Source organism: Desulfuromusa ferrireducens (assembly GCF_055389805.1).
This window is the reverse complement of the sequence record NZ_AP042415.1, coordinates 3,762,921-3,781,908: the sequence shown is the minus strand read 5'-3', so window position 1 is coordinate 3,781,908 and position 18,988 is coordinate 3,762,921. Positions and strand designations below refer to the sequence as shown.

Sequence of the window (18,988 nt, the reverse complement as noted above, 5' to 3'; positions counted from 1 at the left end):
CTTTAGAATATTATGCTTAATAGAATATCTCTTAAAAGTGTTGCCTTGAATTGGCAAATATTGGATTGTGATAAATTCCCTGAAATAAATAATATAAAACTAGTCTCACATGAAAAATTTTTAGATATTCCTGGCCTAGATATTGTGCACATTGAGCCTGGAAAGATTCTTAGTTTATTGATTTATTCTAAGCTATTGTTTAGCTTTATGTATTCTTTCAAGGTATTACTGAAAGCAAATGATAAAACAGTTGTTTTGGTAAATGGTGGTTCAAAATATTTGTGGTTATTTTTTGGAATAATAAATAGTTTTCCGATGATTGGAAAAAAAAAATTAATCTGTTGGGATTTATTCGTTGAATGTCAGGGAAATAAGTATGGAATAATATGTTTAATTAAAAATAGAATTACTCGTTTTATTATTCAACAATATTCTTTAAATGTTCTTTGGTCTCGGAAGCAAATAAAAACTCATTCTTTACAATTTAATTTACCTGAAGACCATTTCATTTTTATCCCTTATAAAGCTAATCATTCAAAATATGAAACTTATAGCATTCCGATAGATAATTTTATATTTTCAGGTGGTAACGGTAAGCGTGATTACAAAACCCTAATAGAGGCCGTTCGTGGTACAAACATACCATTGGTTATTAGCAGTACTGATCCTGATGTACGCAAGAAAATAGAATATTACCCAAATGTTATTGTTGTTAGTGCTCCTGAACCTGCCTTTGCTCAGCTCCAGGCGGCCTGCAGGTTTGTTGTGATACCGATGGTTTATTCGGGTCTTAAAGGTGGAGGAGAGGCCAATTTTTGTAATGCCATGTGGCACCGTAAACCCGTGATAGCAGTTGATTCTATGTCAGCAAGTGACTATATCATAGAAGGTAAAACTGGCTATATTGTTGACTCTGGTGATATTGAAGTGTTGAGAAAACGTATTGTTGAATTATGGGGTAACGTCAACCTTTGCCGACAAATGGGTCTCAAGGGCCGTGAGCATGTTGAAGAAAACTTTACCCATAATAAATTTATTCGTCGTTTACTTAGATTGGCACTATTGTGTGGTCATGAAAAATAATCATCATGGTATCAAACATTTCTCTCATTGAAAGCCCTGATAGGTCCTATCCTCTCCCCTTCGTTATGCTCTGTACTTACGTTTCGTTAGTGATTTGGCGCCCATGGGAATCTATAAGTTATCTGAGTGGGATTCCTGTAGAGCGTTCATTTGCGGTGTTAATGATTCTAGTTTGTTTAAGTTCTGGAAAGTTCGTTATCGTTTCCTCACCATTGAATAAATACGTTTATGGTTTATTGATCTTACATTTTTTATTAATTCCTTTTTCTTTTAATGGTGATGCTACTTGGTATGAGAGTATTGAATACCTGAAAGTTATTATCGTCTACCTCTTGATCCTTTCTGTAATTGAGGGGAAGGATAATTTAAGGGTATTTGTTCAGGTCTTAGTCCTCGCCACTCTATTGTATTCTATTCATTCTTTGTGGGAGTTTAATAATGGTAAGTATGTCTGGCGCATGGGTATAAAACGCATGGTTGGCGCCTCCGATACATATGGAGGTCCTAATGCTTTTGGCGGGACCCTTGTTCTTGGCATGCCGTTTGCCTATGCTCTTTTGCGTACAGAAATTAGTTCAAGCTTTAGAAAATTGTATTATTTATACTATGCCGTTGCGGTGGTCTGTATTGTGTTGACAGGTTCACGTTCTGCCATGATTGCATTTGTGTTTTTGATTGGGTTGTGGGTATTTTCTCAATCTGGTTGGAAGAAAATACTTTACTTTCTGTTTGCTATTTTAATGCTTGTAACAACTTGGCATTTAATGCCAGCTGAAAAGCAGGAGCGTATACAAACGTTATGGGACGAAGATGCTGGGCCTGCAAATGCTCACGCATCAACTGATGGTAGGAGACTTGGCTGGTTGGCTAGTTGGGAGATGTTTAAGAAGTCACCTTTAACAGGCGTAGGGCCGGGGGGGGGGAACTTCGCTGAATATAGAGAAACTTATTTAGATGGCATCTACGAACAAGCGCATAATTTATTAGGACAGGTTCTTGCTGGCCTAGGAATTGGTGGTTTCTTTTTATTTTTAGGGTTAATTGTGTCTTTATGGCGCACTACTTCAAAGGCAAAAAAGCTTATAGTTTTAATGGAAAGAGAAAAATTATCTTCGAACTTTCTCTTGTCTCTTTCGCAGTCAATATTTGCCTGTTTACTATTGTTGTTGCTATTAGGGTTGGCTGGTCATAACTTTTATCGACCGCATTGGTTATGGCTTGCAGGCTTGTCGGGCTTACTTCTTCAATATGTAACGTCATCGCAAAAACAATATGAAGGTTGAGTGTGTCAAGAAAATTAACTCTTAATTCCCTATCTGGGACTTTTCTGTATTTCGCAAATATCGTTGTCGCCTTTATCATGAGTCCGGTGTTGATTCGTGCATTAGGTAACCGTGACTATGGTCTCTGGGAGCTTGTGCTAAGCCTTATGGGCTATATGGGTTTACTTGATCTCGGGATTGGTGCTGCACTTGTTCGCTTTGTCTCTGTCGAAGATGGGAAGCAAGATGGGGATGGATTGCAGGAAACGATAAGTACATCATTTTTTTTCTTTATTGCTGTCGGGTTGGTAGCAGCTCTTATTTTATCACTACTTAGTTTGAAACCTGAAATTGTTGGAGGTGGTGAAATAGGTGATGTGGCGAATTTACAGATTGTTTTTCTGCTTCTTGCTTTTAACGCCCTTATGCTTTTTCCGCTTCAGGTGTTTACTGCTACCCTAATGGGGGTCCAACGCCATTATCTCATCAACAATGTTCGGGTTGTTCTTGTTATTGTGCAGGCCTGCTCAACATATCTGTTGTTGCAGAAATTTGATAGTCACGGGCTGATCATTCTTGCTTTTGTGACACCGGTGTTTTCAGCGCTTCAGTTGTTTTTTCTTTCTTATGCAGTTGTTTCTTCTCCACAACTTCCTAAAATCAGTTTTGCAGCAGTCTCATTTGTCAAGGTTAGGGAGATGGCAGTTTTTGCAGTGAAAAGTGCATTAATGTTGATTGCCTCTCGCCTGCAATCACAAAGTGTTCCAATAATTATCAGCCATGTAGTAGGTCTTAGCTCTGTTGTTTATTTTGTCTTGCCAAATCAACTCATGCGATATGCCAGGGGGTTGTCACTTGCTATTGCGTTTCCTCTGGCGCCATATTTTGGAGCAGCCGTCGGTAGGGGGGATCATCTGCAATTAGTGAAGTCTTGGTTAATGTCCACGCAAGCGCTTCAAATTGTATCTTTAGCAATGCCTATATTTCTCTTTTTTTTTGGTGAGCCCTTTTTAGAATTGTGGCTTGGGCTAGAGTATGCTCGAGCCGGCCATTATGTTCTTTATATCCTTATAGTTGGTCTAGTCGCAGATTCTTTAGCCATTAATGCGTACAACATTTTAACGGCTCATAACGCTCATGGTAGATGCGCTTTCGGTTGGTTGATATTGTCCGCTATTAGTATACCGTGTGGAATCGCTGGCGCTTATCTCTGGGGCGTTGAGGGGGTGACTGCAGCAGCTGTCATGGTGACAGTTTTTGGTAATTTAATGACTCTTGGAATCGCTTGCCGATTAATGTCTGTTTCTCCAGTTGTATATATACGATGTACCATTGGTAAGCTTTTAATTCCTCTTACAATTCTTATTGTATTGCTATATTTATTACATATAACTCAGCCAATTTCGAGTTATTTAATTATGGTATTACATATTATATTAGGGGGCTTTTCATATTTAATATCCGTGGTCCTACTTGTTGTCGACACACAGAATAGAAAAAAAATATGGGCTAAAGTTGGGGGAATTTTAGCCAGACAGGGTAAATGAAACTATGCACTTATTTAGTGTACATCTCATAGTTTTTTTCTGTAGCGATAGATGTTTAGAGTATTAAACTTGATACTTTGCAAACTGATATTTCCCGGATTTCCCCCTGCTTATTTTATCAACAATTTCAAAGGAAATGTTCATGTTGTTACCGAATAGTCTCTTGACTGTTTGGCGTTGGTAGTTTTTAATCTGATCGGTGGGGGAAGGCTCAGGGGTCATTCTGATTAATAAGTGGTCGGTTTTGTCTTGAATAATTTGTACTTGTCCTAAGGGCCCTGGTGCCTCATCAACCAAATACAAGACCAATGAACCGGCAGTGATTAGCTTTCCGTCAATTGTCCTTAGGTTGTCTGCTGATCTCCCACTTATTTGATCTAGTATTGGAAGTCCTCGTCCACAGGCACATTGACGACTAGAAAGTTTGCCCATGTCACCCATTTTATACCGAATGAATGGCATCCCAAAATTCAGTAAGTCAGTGACGACAATTTCACCAATCCCATCTTCATAATATCCCCCTTGTTCCGGCTCAACAACCTCGACTAAAAGGCATTCAGAATTTATATGAAGTCCATTCTGCATTTCACATTCTTGTGCTATAGGCCCGACCTCTCTACAGCGATATGAGTCAAATACTTTGCAACGAAAAGCCTTTTCGATTAGTTTTCGTTGGTGCCTATAAAGTGGCTCCCCGGTTGAGACAATTCCTTTTATTGAAGGGAACTGGAGGTTTTGTTTTAGTGCAACTTGAGCGACTTCAAACATTGGGCTGCTAAATGCCCTGATAATGGTAGGCTTCTTTTGCGTTAATAGACGTAAGTATTTATTTATTATGTCATCATCAAGAATAACGGCAGGAAGAACTACCTGCCTCTCATATAGCTCGTTTTTTATTCTAGCCTTAGTCGAGCTGTGTCCAACGTAATCCTGTTGCGCTGTCCATACCAATCCGGTTCTTTGACCAAAATCCCATCCTGCCCATTTCTCAAATCTATATCTAGCAGCTTCTTTTGGTGAAAGGCATGAGTTGTTTCTCCAGAATTTCATTTTCACACCTGTCGTTCCACCTGTTTCTGAACTATGGCATTGATCAGAAGGAAAGTCGGATGAGAGTAGGGGGTGGCAGTTCTCTCTGATGATGTTTTTTGTTAAGAAGGGAATTCTCTTGATTTCATCTAGCGTTGTTAGTTTTTCTGGTACAAATTCAATGTCATCAAATAATCTTTTATAGTATGTTGTCGTAGTATATGCATGACTCAATAGGGCTTTGAGTCTTTCCACTTGCAGTTCTTCAATTTTATGTTTGGGTAGGAATTGAGATTTTTCCAAGTCTTTAGTATGTCCATATAGTCCGGATAGTGAAGAACGACGAGCCAAAAGAGGAAAGGTTAATTCCTTAACTAATTTACTGATAATGTCTTTCACTCCGCACCTTTACTTGGGGTCATTTATGCATAATGCTACTATTTCTCAGAATAAGTGATTTATATTTATATAGCTTTTGAATGAAAGATTAAAGCTTTTATTGCTGTTGAGGGATATTGGAGTATCAATCTGATAGCCTGCATGGTTCATGGTGGTGTCAATTGGCGCGATTAGCGAGATTAGCGAGATTAGCGAGATTAGCGAGATTAGGTTGCACCATGGAATTTAAGGGGGACGCTGTTAGCCTAGTTATCGATGGTGAGTTAAATGTTGCCAATGTTATGCGGCACCCAAGTATCTCTTGTCAGGCGCTGTAAAATTGAATCACAAAAAACATCGCACTGCAGTTGGCAGAAAGTTAATGGCCAGCATTCGGTAACGGAACTAGACCTGACGTTTCAAACCTACGCTATCCTTCTTCGAAGACGATCGCCTTAGGCCGCAAATAGAGCCACGCATGAACGAAGTCAGGGCATTTACATGCCTGAGAATATCCAGGATAAAGTAGCCAGTCGGAAAGGCCTAGGTTGACATTGACGGTTAAGATATTGCGGCGAGAGATGGAAATCCGCTGCAAGCAAGTAGAAAATACAAGGGGTGGCAGATCCGAGCCTCAGGTTGCCGGTTGCTCTCAGCCTGCTGAATCATGACTTAGCAGTATCTGGTCCGAACCTGGTGTGGGTGGCCGATATAGCTTACGTCGCCACCGAAGAGGGTTGGCTCTACCTAGCGGCGATCTAGCCTGTGGAGACGGTGGATATTCATCGCGCCCGACAAGAATCCATGGCAGCGATAAGCGAGTACATCGAGGGATTCTTAAACCGACAGCGACTGCATGCTAGCTTGGACAACCTCTCCCCAGCGGCATACTGGAAGAAATTCGTCAGGTGACAGGGGGCAATATATTGTACTTTCTTGTGGACAGACCTTATTATTTTGCTCACGTATAATTGGGGCAGTATTGACGTAGAAAAATCTGCCTTTCGTTGCATTGTTGGTATCTGTAAATGGGAAATGTTTAAACTTTCGGTCCTATCCACCAGGCAATGGTGAATGTGACATAGTTTGACATTATTGTAATGGAACATAGCTCCACAAGGAGGTATGCCCATGACTCTAAATCAGTTTCGCAACATGTTTCCAGATGAAGATGCTTGTCGAAAATATCTGGAAAAGGTGATTTGGCCCTCGGGTCGGGTTTGTCCGCACTGTGGTTGCTTGAAATCCTGGCGGTCGATGTTGATTCGGCCCGACCTTGCATTTACGAGTGTAGTGGTTGCGCAGGGCAGTTCACTTTAACGACAAAAACGCCCTTGCACAGCACCAAACTGCCGCTTCAAACCTGGCTGCTGGCGATGTATTTCATCATCAACGGCGCTCGGGAATGAGTTTTCCGGTCATGAAAGCGTCAATCCTGGCACCAGGGAATATGCTCGCGGAGAAGCTCATGTCAACACGCCGGAATCCTTCAATGCGATTCTGGAAAGAGCTAAGCAAGGCGTCTTTCATTATGTCAGTCGCCAACACATACCGCGCTATCTCAGCGAAGTCTCCTTCCGCTGGAACAATCGGGTTCCCGTGGAAAAGAAGCGAAATGGATTGTCAAAGATCGTGATGCAAACAAAGCCGGTACTGGAACAGTTTGAAGCCCTTCTTGAGCATGCTGTAGGCACTCAGCTATGAAGAACCATTTGGGGCGGCGTTACTCAGCCGCAGCCTTTGTATTGTGGATAGAACCGTAAATTTTAACCCTGAAATAACTTTTATGGATTATATTTGCATGAAATAAACTTTCTTGAATAAAGCGTTGTTTCATTTCTTTTCACGGCACACGTTTTTAAGGACAGGTAATGATCAAGCATTTTAGAAGGAAAAATTCTCGTGAAGTGGGTAACTCTTTGGAGTTTTTGTTGACATCGCAGTATTGGGATCAAACTGATATAGAAAATTATCAGTTGTTACAGTTTAAAAAGTTAATCAAATTCTCATATGATAACGTCCCATATTACCGTAATTATATGATTACCGCGGGGCTCGTCCCCGAAGATTTTGAAAGTTTAGATAGTGTTACCTTGTTGCCAGTGTTGGAGAAACAGAATATTCAACAATCTTTTGACCTGATGATTGCTACTACAAGGGACATCCGTAGCGCTACTCTTAACTCCACGGGAGGGTCTACGGGGGTGCCCCTTAATTTTTATCACGATGCAAATTATAAAAAATGGTCAGATGCTGCCAGAATTCGAGCGTGGAAGTATATGCTTGATCTTTCTTCGGCAGATATTGAGGCAGTTTTTTGGGGGGCAATAAGGGATGTGGGTAAGGGGTTGAGTCTTTACAGGTTGCTTCGTGAGCTATTACGTGATGGTTGCTTATCATTGAATACTTTTGATATGGATGAGGATACCCTCACGAAATACCTTAGGTACTATAATTTTGTCAAACCACCGTTGATTAGAGGTTATGCTTCTTCTTTGTATTATATTGCTCGTTTTGTTGACTCTAATTCAATTAAAATCCACTACCCTAAGGCTATAATTTCAACTACAGAGGTTTTGCATTCTCGCATGCGGGAGACTATTGAGAATGTATTTAAGTGTAAGGTCTTTGATTCATACGGTTGTCGTGAGGTCAGTCAAATCGGTACGGAATGCGAATGTCACGATGGTTTGCATATCGTTTTTGAAAATCAATATGTTGAGCTTGAAGGCAATGATATACTGGTTACCAATTTTAATAATTATATTATGCCTTTTATCCGCTATCGTGTTGGTGACCTTGCCAGCTCAATCAATTGGGAGCCATGTTTATGCGGACGAAACTCGCCTAGAATAGTTAATTTGATAGGTAGGGACAATGACAATATTGAACTTCCAAGTGGCAAGGTTATCAATGGGGAGTTTTTTGAATTCCTTTTTTTTGGAATTAAAACGGTCATTCAGTATCAGGTAATACACCATAAAAAAATAGATTTAATTGAGGTTAAATTGCATATGTCCAATAATTCTGTTGATGTTGGCGAAATTGTTAAAAGAACAATGATTGAAAAATTTGATTATAATAAAATTAAAATTATCTACACTGATAACTTTGACAAGTCTCCCACTGGCAAGCTACGGTTTGTGTACGCAATTGATTAGTGTGCCTATTGATTTCTTGCTTTTAATGTGGGTGGGTGCTAATGTTGAGCCGTGTTAATGTTGATGGTAGGTAGAAGGCTAGGTAGGAATAATTAAATGTGAAGTGGTTGGAGTGAATCATGAGTAAAAAACTATGTATGGGTTTGACGCTTTTTTTGTCCGTTTTGTTTCCTGTTGGTGCTTTTTCCTCTGGTGGTAACGGATCAGCATGCAGCCCCACTGCCATAGACTGGGGGAGTTGCACTCTGGCGCCTGTGCCTTTTCAATCCTTTGTGACGAATACTATTAATATTCCTGCTGGTAATTATTCCAGTGCATATATTGCTGGTCAAAATAACACCGAATACATCTTGGAAGGTAATATATCGGCCAACGGAACAGCGATTAGCATTACTGGGAATTATGTCATTATTAATCTTAATGGCTATACAATTACTTACAATCAAGTAAATCCCGGTGAAGGGGTTTCGGTCGGAGGGTGGAATAAAAACCATATCTCTGTTCGCAATGGCTCAATTATCCAGGGGGCAGCATCTTCTAGTGGAGACGTGTCGGGTGGCGGGAATAACCCTGTTGGTACCTATAGTACTCTTGCTGGTGGTAGCAGGCCAGCAAACAATTTCCATGTTGCGAACCTCTATACTTACTCACATGGTCACGATGTAGGTGGAATATGGCTTACGAGTAATATCGCACTTGTTGAGCAAAGCATTATAGAAGATGATTATCCAATTGGGAGTACAACAAATAGACATCAAGGAATAGATGCAATTGCCCTCAATAAAGGATCAGTAGTTACGGGTGGTATCGTTAGGAATAATACAATTATTAATGCACGACACAGAGCTATACAGCCTGGATATGGCAGTGAGGTTTACGGGAATAAGATTTCTGTGAGAGGGGTTGATTCGAACTCCTATGGTGTCTTTGGGTGGCAAGCGGAGGATGTGTCAGTTCATGATAATTCTATATCAATGACAGGTGTTTCTCCTGTTGGTGTCGGCTTTACCGCGGACATTGGAACCCCCAAAAATGTAACTATCTACAGAAATAACATTTCTGCAAAAACCACAGCACTCAATGAGGAGTATAGCGGTTCCCCCGATTGTTTTACTGAAACGCATAGCTGCGGGTTAACAGCTATTGGTATCCGAGTGCATGGATATGGAGCTGCAAGAGTAGGAATGGAAAACCTTAATATTTATGATAATACGATTCTCATTGAGACAGATTCTAAATACGCAGGAACGTATGCACCGACAGGAGAGCCTGTTTGGGTTGATGGTAAAGGGAAGGGAATGTCAATCGGTGTCAAAGGAGATGAAGTCGCTCACGTTTATAGAAACAACATTACCGTTCTGGATAAAGATGGAACAGGAGAGGCTTATGGTGTTTCCTTTACGGTGAATGAATCTGATAGCATGTTTTTCTATGAAAATACAGTCAAGTCCAACGTCACCAATATCGTCTTTGGAGATTCCTACTCGTATTCGCGTGGTTATCCGTTGGTGTATAAAAATACATTGATAAAGCAGGATAATTTTTCGACCTACGCTACTTTTGCAAACAAAGCGTCAAACTGGCATGATAGTACGGGAAGAGTTGTTGAGAATACCTACAGTGGTGGGGCTTCTGTTGATTCTGCTTCCCTTGCTGCTTCAGGGCCGGGGATTGTAGATATTTATTTTGATTCTGTGGTTGATGGCGAATATTATTTTACCCGCCGACTTCATGACAACGGTGGTGTAGCCTCCACGTTGTTGGTTGAAGACTATGCTCCTGCGATATCTCTTAATTATTCTGTGCCCAGTGACGTTGTGCCAAGCGTACCGGTAATTTTGCCACCTTCCACGCTGGTTATTGTGGGCCAATAAATTGGTGGTGGAGTTAGTGAAAGAAAATGGGGTCAGATCTTCACAATTGACACTTAAGTCAGATGTGAAGATCTTAGAAAAACTAGGGACAGGTGAATTCAAATTGCAAAGAAACAATTTTGCGTGAAGCTTTTAAGATCTTGAATGGCGACGTACAGAAAGGGAGCGTGCCAGATAAATGGGACGGAACGTCCGCTGAGCGTATTGTTGAGATTTTGTTGAAGAATTTATGAAATATTGCGTGCGTATATGGTTAAAAAACGTAATAAAAGTAGCAGCCAAGTGCTAACCTACATGCAGAATATGGGGTCAGATCTTCACAATTGACACTTATGTCAGATGTGAAGGTCTGACCCCATATGAAAATCTAAGGACATCCCCCCTATTTTATTCGGTCCTATCCACCAAACAAAGGTGGATGTGACATAGGTTGACATTATTGTGATGGAACATAGCTCCACAAGGAGGTATGCCCATGACACTTAATCAGTTTCGCAACATGTTTCCAGATGAAGGTGCTTGTCGAAAATATCTGGAAAAGGTGATTTGGCCCGCGGGTCGGGTTTGTCCGCACTGTGGATGCTTGAAATCTTGGCTGCTCAAAAGTGACTCGGCCCGCCCAGGCCTTTACGAGTGCAGCGGGTGCGCAGGGCAGTTCACTGTAACGACAAAGACGCCCTTGCGCAGCACCAAACTACCGCTTCAAACCTGGCTGCTGGCGATGTATTTCATCATCAACTCCAGTAAAGGAATTTCATCGGTCTTTTTAGGCAAGTGGCTCGGCGTCAATCAGAAAACCGCATGGAAGGTCGGTCATGCGATTCGAACCATGATGGCTGTCCATGCTGACGCCATCGGGTTGTTGTCCGGCATCGTAGAGTTGGACGAAAAGTATCTTGGCGGCAAGCCGAGATTTCGACACGGCGTGAAACACCCCAGGGGCAAAGGAACCAAGAAAACCTGTGTTCATGTGGCGGTCAGCCGAAAAGGCCCGGTTCGAGTCGGGGTGATCCATGGCGATAGCTACGCGGCTCTGGCACCACACGTCAAGCAGGTCGTTTCACCTGCTGCGCGGGTCATGACGGACCAATTGCATGCCTACATGGTGCTCGGGAAGGAGTTTTCCGATCATGAAAGCGTCAATCATGGCATCAGGAAATACGCTCGCGGAGAAGCTCATGTCAACACGGCAGAATCCTTCAATGCGATTCTGGAAAGAGCGAAGCAAGGCGTCTTTCATTATGTCAGTCGCCAGCACATACCGCGCTATCTCAGCGAAGTCGCCTTCCGCTGGAACAATCGGGTTCCCGTGGAAAAGAAGCGAAACGGATTGTCAAAGATCGTGATGCAAACAAAACCGGTGCTGGAGCAGTTTGAAGCCCTTCTTGAGCATGCTGTCGGCACCCAGCTACGAAGAACCATTTGGGGCGGCGTTACTCAGCCACAGCCTTTGTATTGTGGATAGAACCGATTTTATTAAACCATCCGCCATTGAAACAGCAAAAGTCTTGGGACAGCCCCCGGTGAGGCTGGGGACAGTCCCGATTTTGCTTTCACCGGGTAGGAGTGGGGGCTCCCGACGGTTCGCTGGCCGCAAGCAAAGGTTTTGTGAAGATTTGAGAAGCAATTTCAACCTTGTCTATTAATCTGTGACTGACCCCGTTCAACATTTTAGATTCGCTGGCAATTATCGGTTATATTTACAACCTGTATTACGTTTCGGTAAGGCAGCCCTGTGATCATTGTCGATAAATTTAAAATGTACACTTCAAAAGCTCTCGCTCTCTCGGGAACTTTTGATTTACATCAATTATTTGGTGAGCAGGAATTTTTGATCTTGACCTATCATATGGTCATCGATAGTGTTGCTGCTAAGATTAGTAGAAGAAGGGGGCTGGTCATTGAAAAGAACAGCTTCGATGATCAAATGTCCTTCCTGAGCAAGCATGCAAATGTTATATCCTTACGCGAGGTTCTCCGCAAAATTGATGCAAATGAAAAATTTGATAAGAATACAGTCGTTATCACTTTCGATGACGGCTACAAAAATAACTATAAATCAGCATATCCCATTCTGAAGAAATATAATTTTCCTGCAACAATCTTTCTAGTAACGGGTCCCATAGATCACAGAGGTTATCTTTGGTGGGATCGGGTAGACAATATAATCACAAGCATCTGGGATTTAGATGATTTCAGTGAAGTTATTTTAAGATCCCCCCTAGCTGCGTTTTCTGTCAATAGAGGCAACAATTGTCTCAATAGCTATACGAACATTATTGTAGATTCAATAAAGAAAATGCCTCATAGCCAAAGAAATTCTATTCTTGAGGATTTGTTTGTATGGTCTTGTGCTCAAGGAATTGCTGAACTTGAATCACCGATGTTGACCTGGGCGATGATTAAGGAGATGTCGGAAAACAATTTTTCATTTGAATGCCACACTGTGAACCATGCATTTTTAGACGAGCTATCACTGGAAGAAATATTGCGAGAGACCGTGCCTGCAAGGGATCGTATCAGGGAAATGACGGGGCAACCTGGCAATATCCTTTCTTGCCCGAACGGTAATATACCGAACGATAAGCTTGATGCTCTTAAAGAAGAATTTATTGCGAATTGCTCAACCTGTATTGGTATTAACAAGGCTGGTGATGATGTATACAGACTCAAGAGGAAGGATGCCAACTATTTTTTACTGAACGATAAGCATTTTGATGATTATTTTGCGTTGGAAATGTTTGGAGTGTTGGATCGTCCACGACGTTTCAAGTGGAAAATAAAACAACAGCTTGACTGGTTCTTGTCAAAAAAGCATCTGTTATGAGTTGTCAGATTGCCGAGCTTAATTCTCCCGAAGACTTTAATGGCTTAAGGGATGAATGGAACGCATTACTAGCTCGGTCTGATAACGATATCCCTTTTTTGCGGCATGAATGGTTGACGTCCTGGTGGGCCCACTTCGGCGATGAACATACTCTTGCTATCATCCTGATTAAAAAAGGCGATCATCTGATTGTGGCAGCCCCACTAATGGAGAAAAGAAGTTATTTTTTTGGGTATCCTGTTGTCACCTTAAGTTCCTTAACGAATCACCACTCTAACCTCTTTACTCTCATCGTTGAGCGCGGCCAGGAACAAACTGTGGGTTTATTGTGGGATTATTTGAAAGACAGAACAAGAAAGTGGGATATCCTGCAACTAGAAGAAATCCCATCACAATTCAATTGTTGTGAAGCTCTATTGGGTGTGGCAAAGAAGGATAGCTGCTTAGCTGAAATTTGGCACAGGGGGCCCTCTGCTTATATTGCGATAGAGGATGGTTGGAGTAGTTACTGGCAATCTCTTAAGTCAAAGTTTCGTTCAAATATCAAGAATAGGTCAAAGCGGCTTGCTAAACTTGGCGATGTCCAGTATGAAGTTATTACGGAATCAGAGAAACTCGTTCCTGCCCTTAATTGTGGCTTTGAGATAGAGCAAAAAAGCTGGAAAGGTGCCAATAAAAGTGCCATAGCTTGCAGCCCTGTGTTGACGAGTTTTTATACCGAAATTGCCAAGGTTGCATTTGATAAAAACTGGTTACAACTCTCTTTTCTTAAAGTTGGCGAAGCTTACGCAGCATTTGATTACAGTCTTGTTTACAATAACAAGCTGTATTGCTTGAAGATAGGCTATGATCCTGAATTTAAGCCATACTCTGTTGGTCAACTTCTGTGCAAAGCGATCCTTGAGGATTGTTTTGAAAAAAAACGTGTGGAATATGATTTTCTTGGCGAGGTGACGACACAGAAGCGGGACTGGACCGAGAGTTCACATGGAATCGTATGGTTATTTATCTACAATAAGACTCTCCTTGGGAGACTCTCCTACCTGTATAAATTTATTTTAGTGAAGCAATTGAAACGGCTGAGGGCGAAAATCAATGCAAGAACTTAAGTACCGGATTCCTCAATTTCAGCCCCTGCCGCCGTCGGTGTTCTTTAGAAAAAGCAACAGTCACGGTTGCTTTCCATTTTCTGCAGTGAACAGTTGCTATTACTACCTCGCTCGTAATGCTATCTGGCACAGTATTGATGTCCTTGGTCTGATCCCTGGGGATGCTGTTCTCATGCCTTCCTACCATCATGGTATCGAGGTCGAGACGCTGCTGAAAAAAGGTCTTAAACTCGACTACTACCGTATCGATGAACAGCTCAAGATCGATTTCAACCATTTAGAGAGTAGCTTATCCCCTGCGACAAAGGTTCTTTACGTCATCCATTATTTTGGTTTCCCGCAACCAATGAAGAAGTTGAAGGCTTTTGCCCAACGTCACAATTTGAAGTTGATAGAAGACTGTGCTTTGTCATTGTTCAGTTGCTCGAATAACCAACAGCTTGGTACCTTTGGTGATGTCGGCATATTCTGCCTATATAAAACGCTGCCAGTTCCACATGGGGGGATGTTGGTGCTGAATGACAGCTCGTTATCCTTGCCTGCCCAGGCGCGACGGCCGGATATGCTGTCTACAGCGGCATATCTTGGTAACCGGCTACTGGATAATCTGGATATAAATTTTGCCGGGGTCGGATTCAGGATCAATAAGTCGATAAAGTCAGCGGCAAGAGTCTTCAAGCGCAGGCTGCCGAGCGAGCAGGTGCCGGTGGATACCGAACAGCTGGTTGCAGAACATCTCGGCCTTGGTGTGTCGCCAATAACCCATTATTTGATCGAGCGACTGGATGCTGAGCATATCGTCAAGCAGCGGCGCAGCAACTATGTCTTGTTGGCAAGTTTGCTTAAGGGGGAAGTGGAACTCCCTTTCCCTGAACTGCCTGATGGCGTCTGTCCATTATTTTTCCCGATCATTGCGAAAAATAAATTGGCTTTGCATACAAAACTCGTTGAGCGTGGTATTGAGGCTGTCTATTTTTGGTCACGAAATCACCCCGATGTTCCCGTTGGTAAGTTTCCCGAGGTTGATTATTTGCGCCAGCACCTGCTTGAAATCCCTATCCATCAGGGGTTGAAAAGTAAGCATATTGAGTACATTGCAACGATATTGAAGGAGCTCGTCTAGCTTTGGCCAGGCTGGATACGCAGATTGTTACGGAGCTCCAGCCTTTTGCAGCCCTGCGAGATGAGTGGAATGAGTTGTTGGACAGGAGCCAATCCGGGTCGGTTTTTCTTGCCTGGGATTGGCTGTTTACCTGGTGGGAGGAGTTTGGCACCGGCTATAAGCTTCAACTGTTGACGGTGCGGGATCAGGGTGGCTGTCTCATCGGCATTGCACCCTTATGTCTGACAACCAGCAGGGGTGTCTATCCAAAGAACTCCTTGGTTTTTCTCGGCACGACAGCGGTCAGTTCTGAATACCTGGACATTATCTGTGCTGCTGACTCTGAACATGAGGTTGTCACTGCAATTTTCGAGCGTCTTTGCGCGCCGGATCGCGCTTGGGATTGTATCTATCTGACGGATCTGTTGGACACCTCCCTTGTCTATAGTCTCTTTCGCAAGATTGCCCAGAACAATAATTTCCTGGTAAAACAGAACCTGTCCCAAGAATGTCCTTATCTGGAGCTTCCTGATTCGTTAGAGGAGGCTATGGGGGGATTGAGTCCACAACTAAGATCTACGGTAAGACGAAAATCAAAAAAGCTGGATAAGCTTGGATTTGAATTACTGGTTACCCATGACGCGGTTTCGCTGGATGACTCGCTGACGAATTTGTTCAACTTGCATCAGAAGTGTTGGAATGCGAAGGGGATACAGGGGAATTTCAGGAAAAAAACTATCCGGGCATTCCATACGGAAGTAGCAAAATCTTTTCTTGAACGCAATATGCTGCGCCTGTACTGCCTTAAGGTAGAGGACACTATCATTGCTGCCCTTTATGCATTCTGTTTTAAGGGGAAAATCTTCTATTATCAATCTGGCTACGACCCCGATTGGTCAGCTTGCAGCCCAGGTACAGTATTGATGTGGCAAAGCGTCGCTGATGCGATTTCGCACAATTTGGATGAGTTTGATTATCTGCGTGGTGACGAATATTACAAATCATTATGGTCAGACCAGTGTAGGTATACCTATTCACTGATATTCCTCCCGCCTGGCAGCATGAAGTTGAAAATATATTTTATGCTGAAAGATGTAAAGAAAGTCTCAAAGGCTTTGGTTAAAGGGTGCCTGGTCAAGTTGGGGATAATGCGCAGCTAGGCAGTTTTGATCGTCAGGTTATGTGAATTCATTTTTTTGGGGATCCTCCTTGTTTTGCTGCGAGGTGATTTTTCGGAGAAAGCATATGGGGTCAGCAAGAATAAACTAGGGACACTTCCCATATTTAATTCCACCATCCTCCATGGAAACCGCAAAAGTCTTGGGACAGCCCCCGGTGAGGCTGGGGACAGTCCCGATTTTGCTTTCACCAGGTAGGAGTGGGGGCTATCATCGAATTTTGTAGATTGCGGGGCAGGAATGAAATTAGGGACACTCCCCATATTTCTTGTGCTTTAGGGGTGCTTTTTTCGGGACCGTGCATCAGCTTTACTGTATTTTATCCCTCGGAAACTAGGGACACTCTCCCCATTTCCCATTCTGTTAAAGCTCTTCGACGGGGCAGGGAGCCAGTTTTGCAAAAAATTCACCTTTACTCCCGAGTATCCCTAACTCGCAGCTGGTACTGACCCTCATCTTCGACAATGCTGCCAGGAGCGGTGGCAGCATTGACAGATCGCTGACAGTGTTATACATTGTAATACGCGGTTTGTGGAGGTACTTATGTTAGCTATTCGTTTAGAAAAAGAACTCGAGTTGGAACTTGATCTGTTGGCCAAGGCAAGGGGGAGTAATCGTAGCGCGGTGGTACGCGAAGCGATTGTCCGCTATTTGGAAGACAACGAAGATTTGGAATTGGCACGGCAGGTACTTGCTGATATGGGTGGATCTAAATCCCTTAAGGATTTGAGGAAAGATCTTGGCCTGGACAATTGAAGTCAGTGATATTGCAGAGAAGCAGTTGTGCAAGCTCGATCGTCCCATTCAGAAACGGCTCATTGATTGGCTTGATGACCGCATCAATGGGTGCAAGAATCCCAGACATTTCGGTGAACCATTGCGCGGAGGTATGGCTGGTTTATGGCGCTACCGCGTGGGTGACTATCGAATTATTTGTGAAATTCAGGATCAACGACTGGTTGTCCTAGCCTTGGCTATTGGGCATCGCCGAGAGGTGTATCTGCGCCATAAATAAAAACTTATTTGAACGAAAACTATGGGCACTCCCAAGTGGCGCTAGTTTAGGGGTAGGTGCAGCAAATCCGGGACTGTCCCCGCATGGGGGCTGACCCCAGGCTTTTGCGGTGCGAACCGCCACAGTTTCATGGAATAAACTAGGGACACTTCCCATATTTAATTCCACCATCCTCCATGGAAACCGCAAAAGTCTTGGGACAGCCCCCGGTGAGGCTGGGGACAGTCCCGATTTTGCTTTCACCGGGTAGGAGTGGGGGCTATCATCGAATTTTGTAGATTGCGGGGCAGGGAGTCTGTTTTGCAAGAAATTTCCCTTTACTCCCGAGCATCCCTAACGCGTAGACTGTACTGACCAATGGCATCGTCTGCAGTTATAAGGATAAGGCCTTCGGCTTGTGCCTGCGCAATCAGCATGCGGTCAAAGGGATCGCGATGCAGCGTTGGCAGTTTGCCTGCTAGCTGCCCGTGATAAAGGCTGATGGGGAGTTTATCGAAGCCCTCATCTTCGACAATGCTGTCCATATCTTCGGGGGCGTTCAGCTTACCAAGTGCAGATTTTATCGACATTTCCCAGGTTGTTGCCGCACTGACAAATATCTGATTGCGACCGTCGCCAATTAATTCTTTGCAGCGAGGCCCCAGTTTTGGATCATCAGAAAGCCACCAGAGCAGGACGTGTGTGTCGAGTAGAAAGCGCTGCATCAGTTTTCTCCCATAAACGCATCAATTAATTCATCCGGGGTTTGATCGAAATCAACAGACATTTGGATCTGGCCTTTGAAGCGACCAGGCTTTCGCTGAATAGGTGTTTCTTTGTGTGGAAGAAGGTCCAAGTAGGGGGTACCTGCTCTTGCAATGACAACTTTTTCTCCCTTCCAGGCTTTTTCACCTAGTGCTGAGAGTTTGCTCTTGGCTTCGTGCATATTGATTTGCATAAATAGCTCCCTTCGGTACGGGTTTAGCTAAGCTTAGCTCTTTATGGTTAGCAGGTCAATATTCACCCGATCGGCGCGAGAGAAACTGGGTGCACTCCCCATATTTCACCTGTCAACTAAGCTTCTTTTGCGAAGCATCTCTCCGACTCTCATTGCTTTCACTTTCTTTCTGTATTATTATCGTACTATTAATAGTGCGATAAGGAGTGTTCCTATGGGTACGATTACAGCAAATGATTTAAAAACACGGGGAGTGGCGTCAATTGATGCAGCTCTTAAGGAGCAGGGAGAGGCGACTATTTCTGTTCGCGGCAGAGATCGTTACGTGGTGATGGATATGGCTACGTTTAATCATCTAAGGGTTTGTGAGCTGGAAGCTGCGTTGTATCAGTCACGTCGTGAAGTTGCTGAGGGGGAGGGGATTGTGGAGAGCGTTGAAGATCATCTTTCGCGGTTACGTAGCCTTGATCAATGACTTATCGCATC

Annotated in this window: 17 protein-coding genes and 2 pseudogenes; 16 read left to right on the top strand and 3 right to left on the bottom strand. The window is 43.1% G+C overall.

All coding sequences use genetic code 11. The features are described 5' to 3' along the window. The first annotated feature begins 12 nt into the window (after nucleotides 1-12). From ACZ5PT_RS16855 to ACZ5PT_RS16845, 3 genes are all read left to right on the top strand, one after another. The gene (locus ACZ5PT_RS16855) at nucleotides 13-1,083 is read left to right on the top strand and encodes a glycosyltransferase (RefSeq protein ID WP_464264185.1); all 1,071 of its coding nucleotides are present in this window, start codon (nucleotides 13-15) and stop codon (nucleotides 1,081-1,083) included. Nucleotides 1,084-1,244: 161 nt separating this feature from the next. Continuing rightward, the gene (locus tag ACZ5PT_RS16850) at nucleotides 1,245-2,366 is read left to right on the top strand and encodes an O-antigen ligase family protein (RefSeq protein WP_464266753.1); all 1,122 of its coding nucleotides are present in this window, start codon (nucleotides 1,245-1,247) and stop codon (nucleotides 2,364-2,366) included. A 2-nt stretch (nucleotides 2,367-2,368) separates the two neighbouring features. Beyond that, nucleotides 2,369-3,892: a lipopolysaccharide biosynthesis protein gene (locus tag ACZ5PT_RS16845; protein ID WP_464264184.1), complete on the top strand. Its 1,524-nt coding sequence runs from the start codon at nucleotides 2,369-2,371 to the stop codon at nucleotides 3,890-3,892. A gap of 63 nt (nucleotides 3,893-3,955) precedes the next feature. Here ACZ5PT_RS16845 and ACZ5PT_RS16840 read toward each other — a convergent pair whose 3' ends face one another. Next, nucleotides 3,956-5,320, bottom strand: coding sequence for a phenylacetate--CoA ligase family protein (locus ACZ5PT_RS16840; protein ID WP_464264183.1), 1,365 nt, complete (start codon nucleotides 5,318-5,320; stop codon nucleotides 3,956-3,958). 618 nt (nucleotides 5,321-5,938) lie between these two features. Here ACZ5PT_RS16840 and ACZ5PT_RS16835 point away from each other — a divergent pair. From ACZ5PT_RS16835 to ACZ5PT_RS16780, 12 genes and pseudogenes are all read left to right on the top strand, one after another. Further along, nucleotides 5,939-6,058, top strand: a pseudogene (locus tag ACZ5PT_RS16835) (IS3 family transposase); the annotation flags it as partial. 6 nt (nucleotides 6,059-6,064) lie between these two features. After that, nucleotides 6,065-6,211 carry an IS3 family transposase gene (locus ACZ5PT_RS16830; protein ID WP_464264182.1) on the top strand — a complete coding sequence of 49 codons (147 nt, stop codon included), beginning with the start codon at nucleotides 6,065-6,067 and terminating at the stop codon, nucleotides 6,209-6,211. 219 nt (nucleotides 6,212-6,430) lie between these two features. Further along, nucleotides 6,431-7,003 (top strand): annotated as a pseudogene (locus ACZ5PT_RS16825) (transposase). Nucleotides 7,004-7,170: 167 nt separating this feature from the next. Next, entirely contained in the window at nucleotides 7,171-8,460 is a 1,290-nt protein-coding gene (locus tag ACZ5PT_RS16820) for a phenylacetate--CoA ligase family protein (RefSeq protein ID WP_464264181.1), read from the top strand. 119 nt (nucleotides 8,461-8,579) lie between these two features. Then, entirely contained in the window at nucleotides 8,580-10,334 is a 1,755-nt protein-coding gene (locus tag ACZ5PT_RS16815; protein ID WP_464264180.1) for a hypothetical protein, read from the top strand. 475 nt (nucleotides 10,335-10,809) lie between these two features. Further along, complete coding sequence (locus tag ACZ5PT_RS16810; RefSeq protein ID WP_464264179.1) at nucleotides 10,810-11,799, top strand: IS1595 family transposase; 990 nt, start codon at nucleotides 10,810-10,812, stop codon at nucleotides 11,797-11,799. A gap of 270 nt (nucleotides 11,800-12,069) precedes the next feature. Then, complete coding sequence (locus ACZ5PT_RS16805) at nucleotides 12,070-13,161, top strand: polysaccharide deacetylase family protein (protein WP_464264178.1); 1,092 nt, start codon at nucleotides 12,070-12,072, stop codon at nucleotides 13,159-13,161. Further along, on the top strand, nucleotides 13,158-14,270 hold the full coding sequence (locus ACZ5PT_RS16800; RefSeq protein ID WP_464264177.1) for a GNAT family N-acetyltransferase: 1,113 nt from the start codon (nucleotides 13,158-13,160) through the stop codon (nucleotides 14,268-14,270). Before ACZ5PT_RS16805 ends, ACZ5PT_RS16800 begins: the two co-directional genes overlap by 4 nt. Continuing rightward, the gene (locus ACZ5PT_RS16795; protein ID WP_464264176.1) at nucleotides 14,257-15,393 is read left to right on the top strand and encodes a DegT/DnrJ/EryC1/StrS family aminotransferase; all 1,137 of its coding nucleotides are present in this window, start codon (nucleotides 14,257-14,259) and stop codon (nucleotides 15,391-15,393) included. Before ACZ5PT_RS16800 ends, ACZ5PT_RS16795 begins: the two co-directional genes overlap by 14 nt. A gap of 176 nt (nucleotides 15,394-15,569) precedes the next feature. Next, nucleotides 15,570-16,532 (top strand): GNAT family N-acetyltransferase, encoded by a 963-nt coding sequence (locus ACZ5PT_RS16790; RefSeq protein WP_464266752.1) that lies wholly within the window; start codon nucleotides 15,570-15,572, stop codon nucleotides 16,530-16,532. A 561-nt stretch (nucleotides 16,533-17,093) separates the two neighbouring features. Continuing rightward, on the top strand, nucleotides 17,094-17,306 hold the full coding sequence (relB, locus tag ACZ5PT_RS16785; RefSeq protein ID WP_464264175.1) for a type II toxin-antitoxin system RelB family antitoxin: 213 nt from the start codon (nucleotides 17,094-17,096) through the stop codon (nucleotides 17,304-17,306). Then, a complete protein-coding gene (locus tag ACZ5PT_RS16780) occupies nucleotides 17,290-17,565 on the top strand; it encodes a type II toxin-antitoxin system RelE family toxin (protein ID WP_464264174.1) in 276 nt (91 codons plus the stop codon). The genes relB and ACZ5PT_RS16780 overlap by 17 nt, the downstream gene beginning before the upstream one ends. Nucleotides 17,566-17,882: 317 nt before the next feature. Here the strand turns inward: ACZ5PT_RS16780 and ACZ5PT_RS16775 are convergent, their stop codons facing one another. After that, on the bottom strand, nucleotides 17,883-18,269 hold the full coding sequence (locus tag ACZ5PT_RS16775; RefSeq protein ID WP_464264173.1) for a type II toxin-antitoxin system VapC family toxin: 387 nt from the start codon (nucleotides 18,267-18,269) through the stop codon (nucleotides 17,883-17,885). Further along, complete coding sequence (locus ACZ5PT_RS16770; RefSeq protein ID WP_464264172.1) at nucleotides 18,269-18,502, bottom strand: type II toxin-antitoxin system Phd/YefM family antitoxin; 234 nt, start codon at nucleotides 18,500-18,502, stop codon at nucleotides 18,269-18,271. The genes ACZ5PT_RS16775 and ACZ5PT_RS16770 overlap by 1 nt, the downstream gene beginning before the upstream one ends. A gap of 214 nt (nucleotides 18,503-18,716) precedes the next feature. Here ACZ5PT_RS16770 and ACZ5PT_RS16765 point away from each other — a divergent pair, with 214 nt between their 5' ends. Next, nucleotides 18,717-18,977 carry a type II toxin-antitoxin system Phd/YefM family antitoxin gene (locus ACZ5PT_RS16765; protein WP_464264171.1) on the top strand — a complete coding sequence of 87 codons (261 nt, stop codon included), beginning with the start codon at nucleotides 18,717-18,719 and terminating at the stop codon, nucleotides 18,975-18,977. The last annotated feature ends 11 nt before the right edge of the window (nucleotides 18,978-18,988 follow it).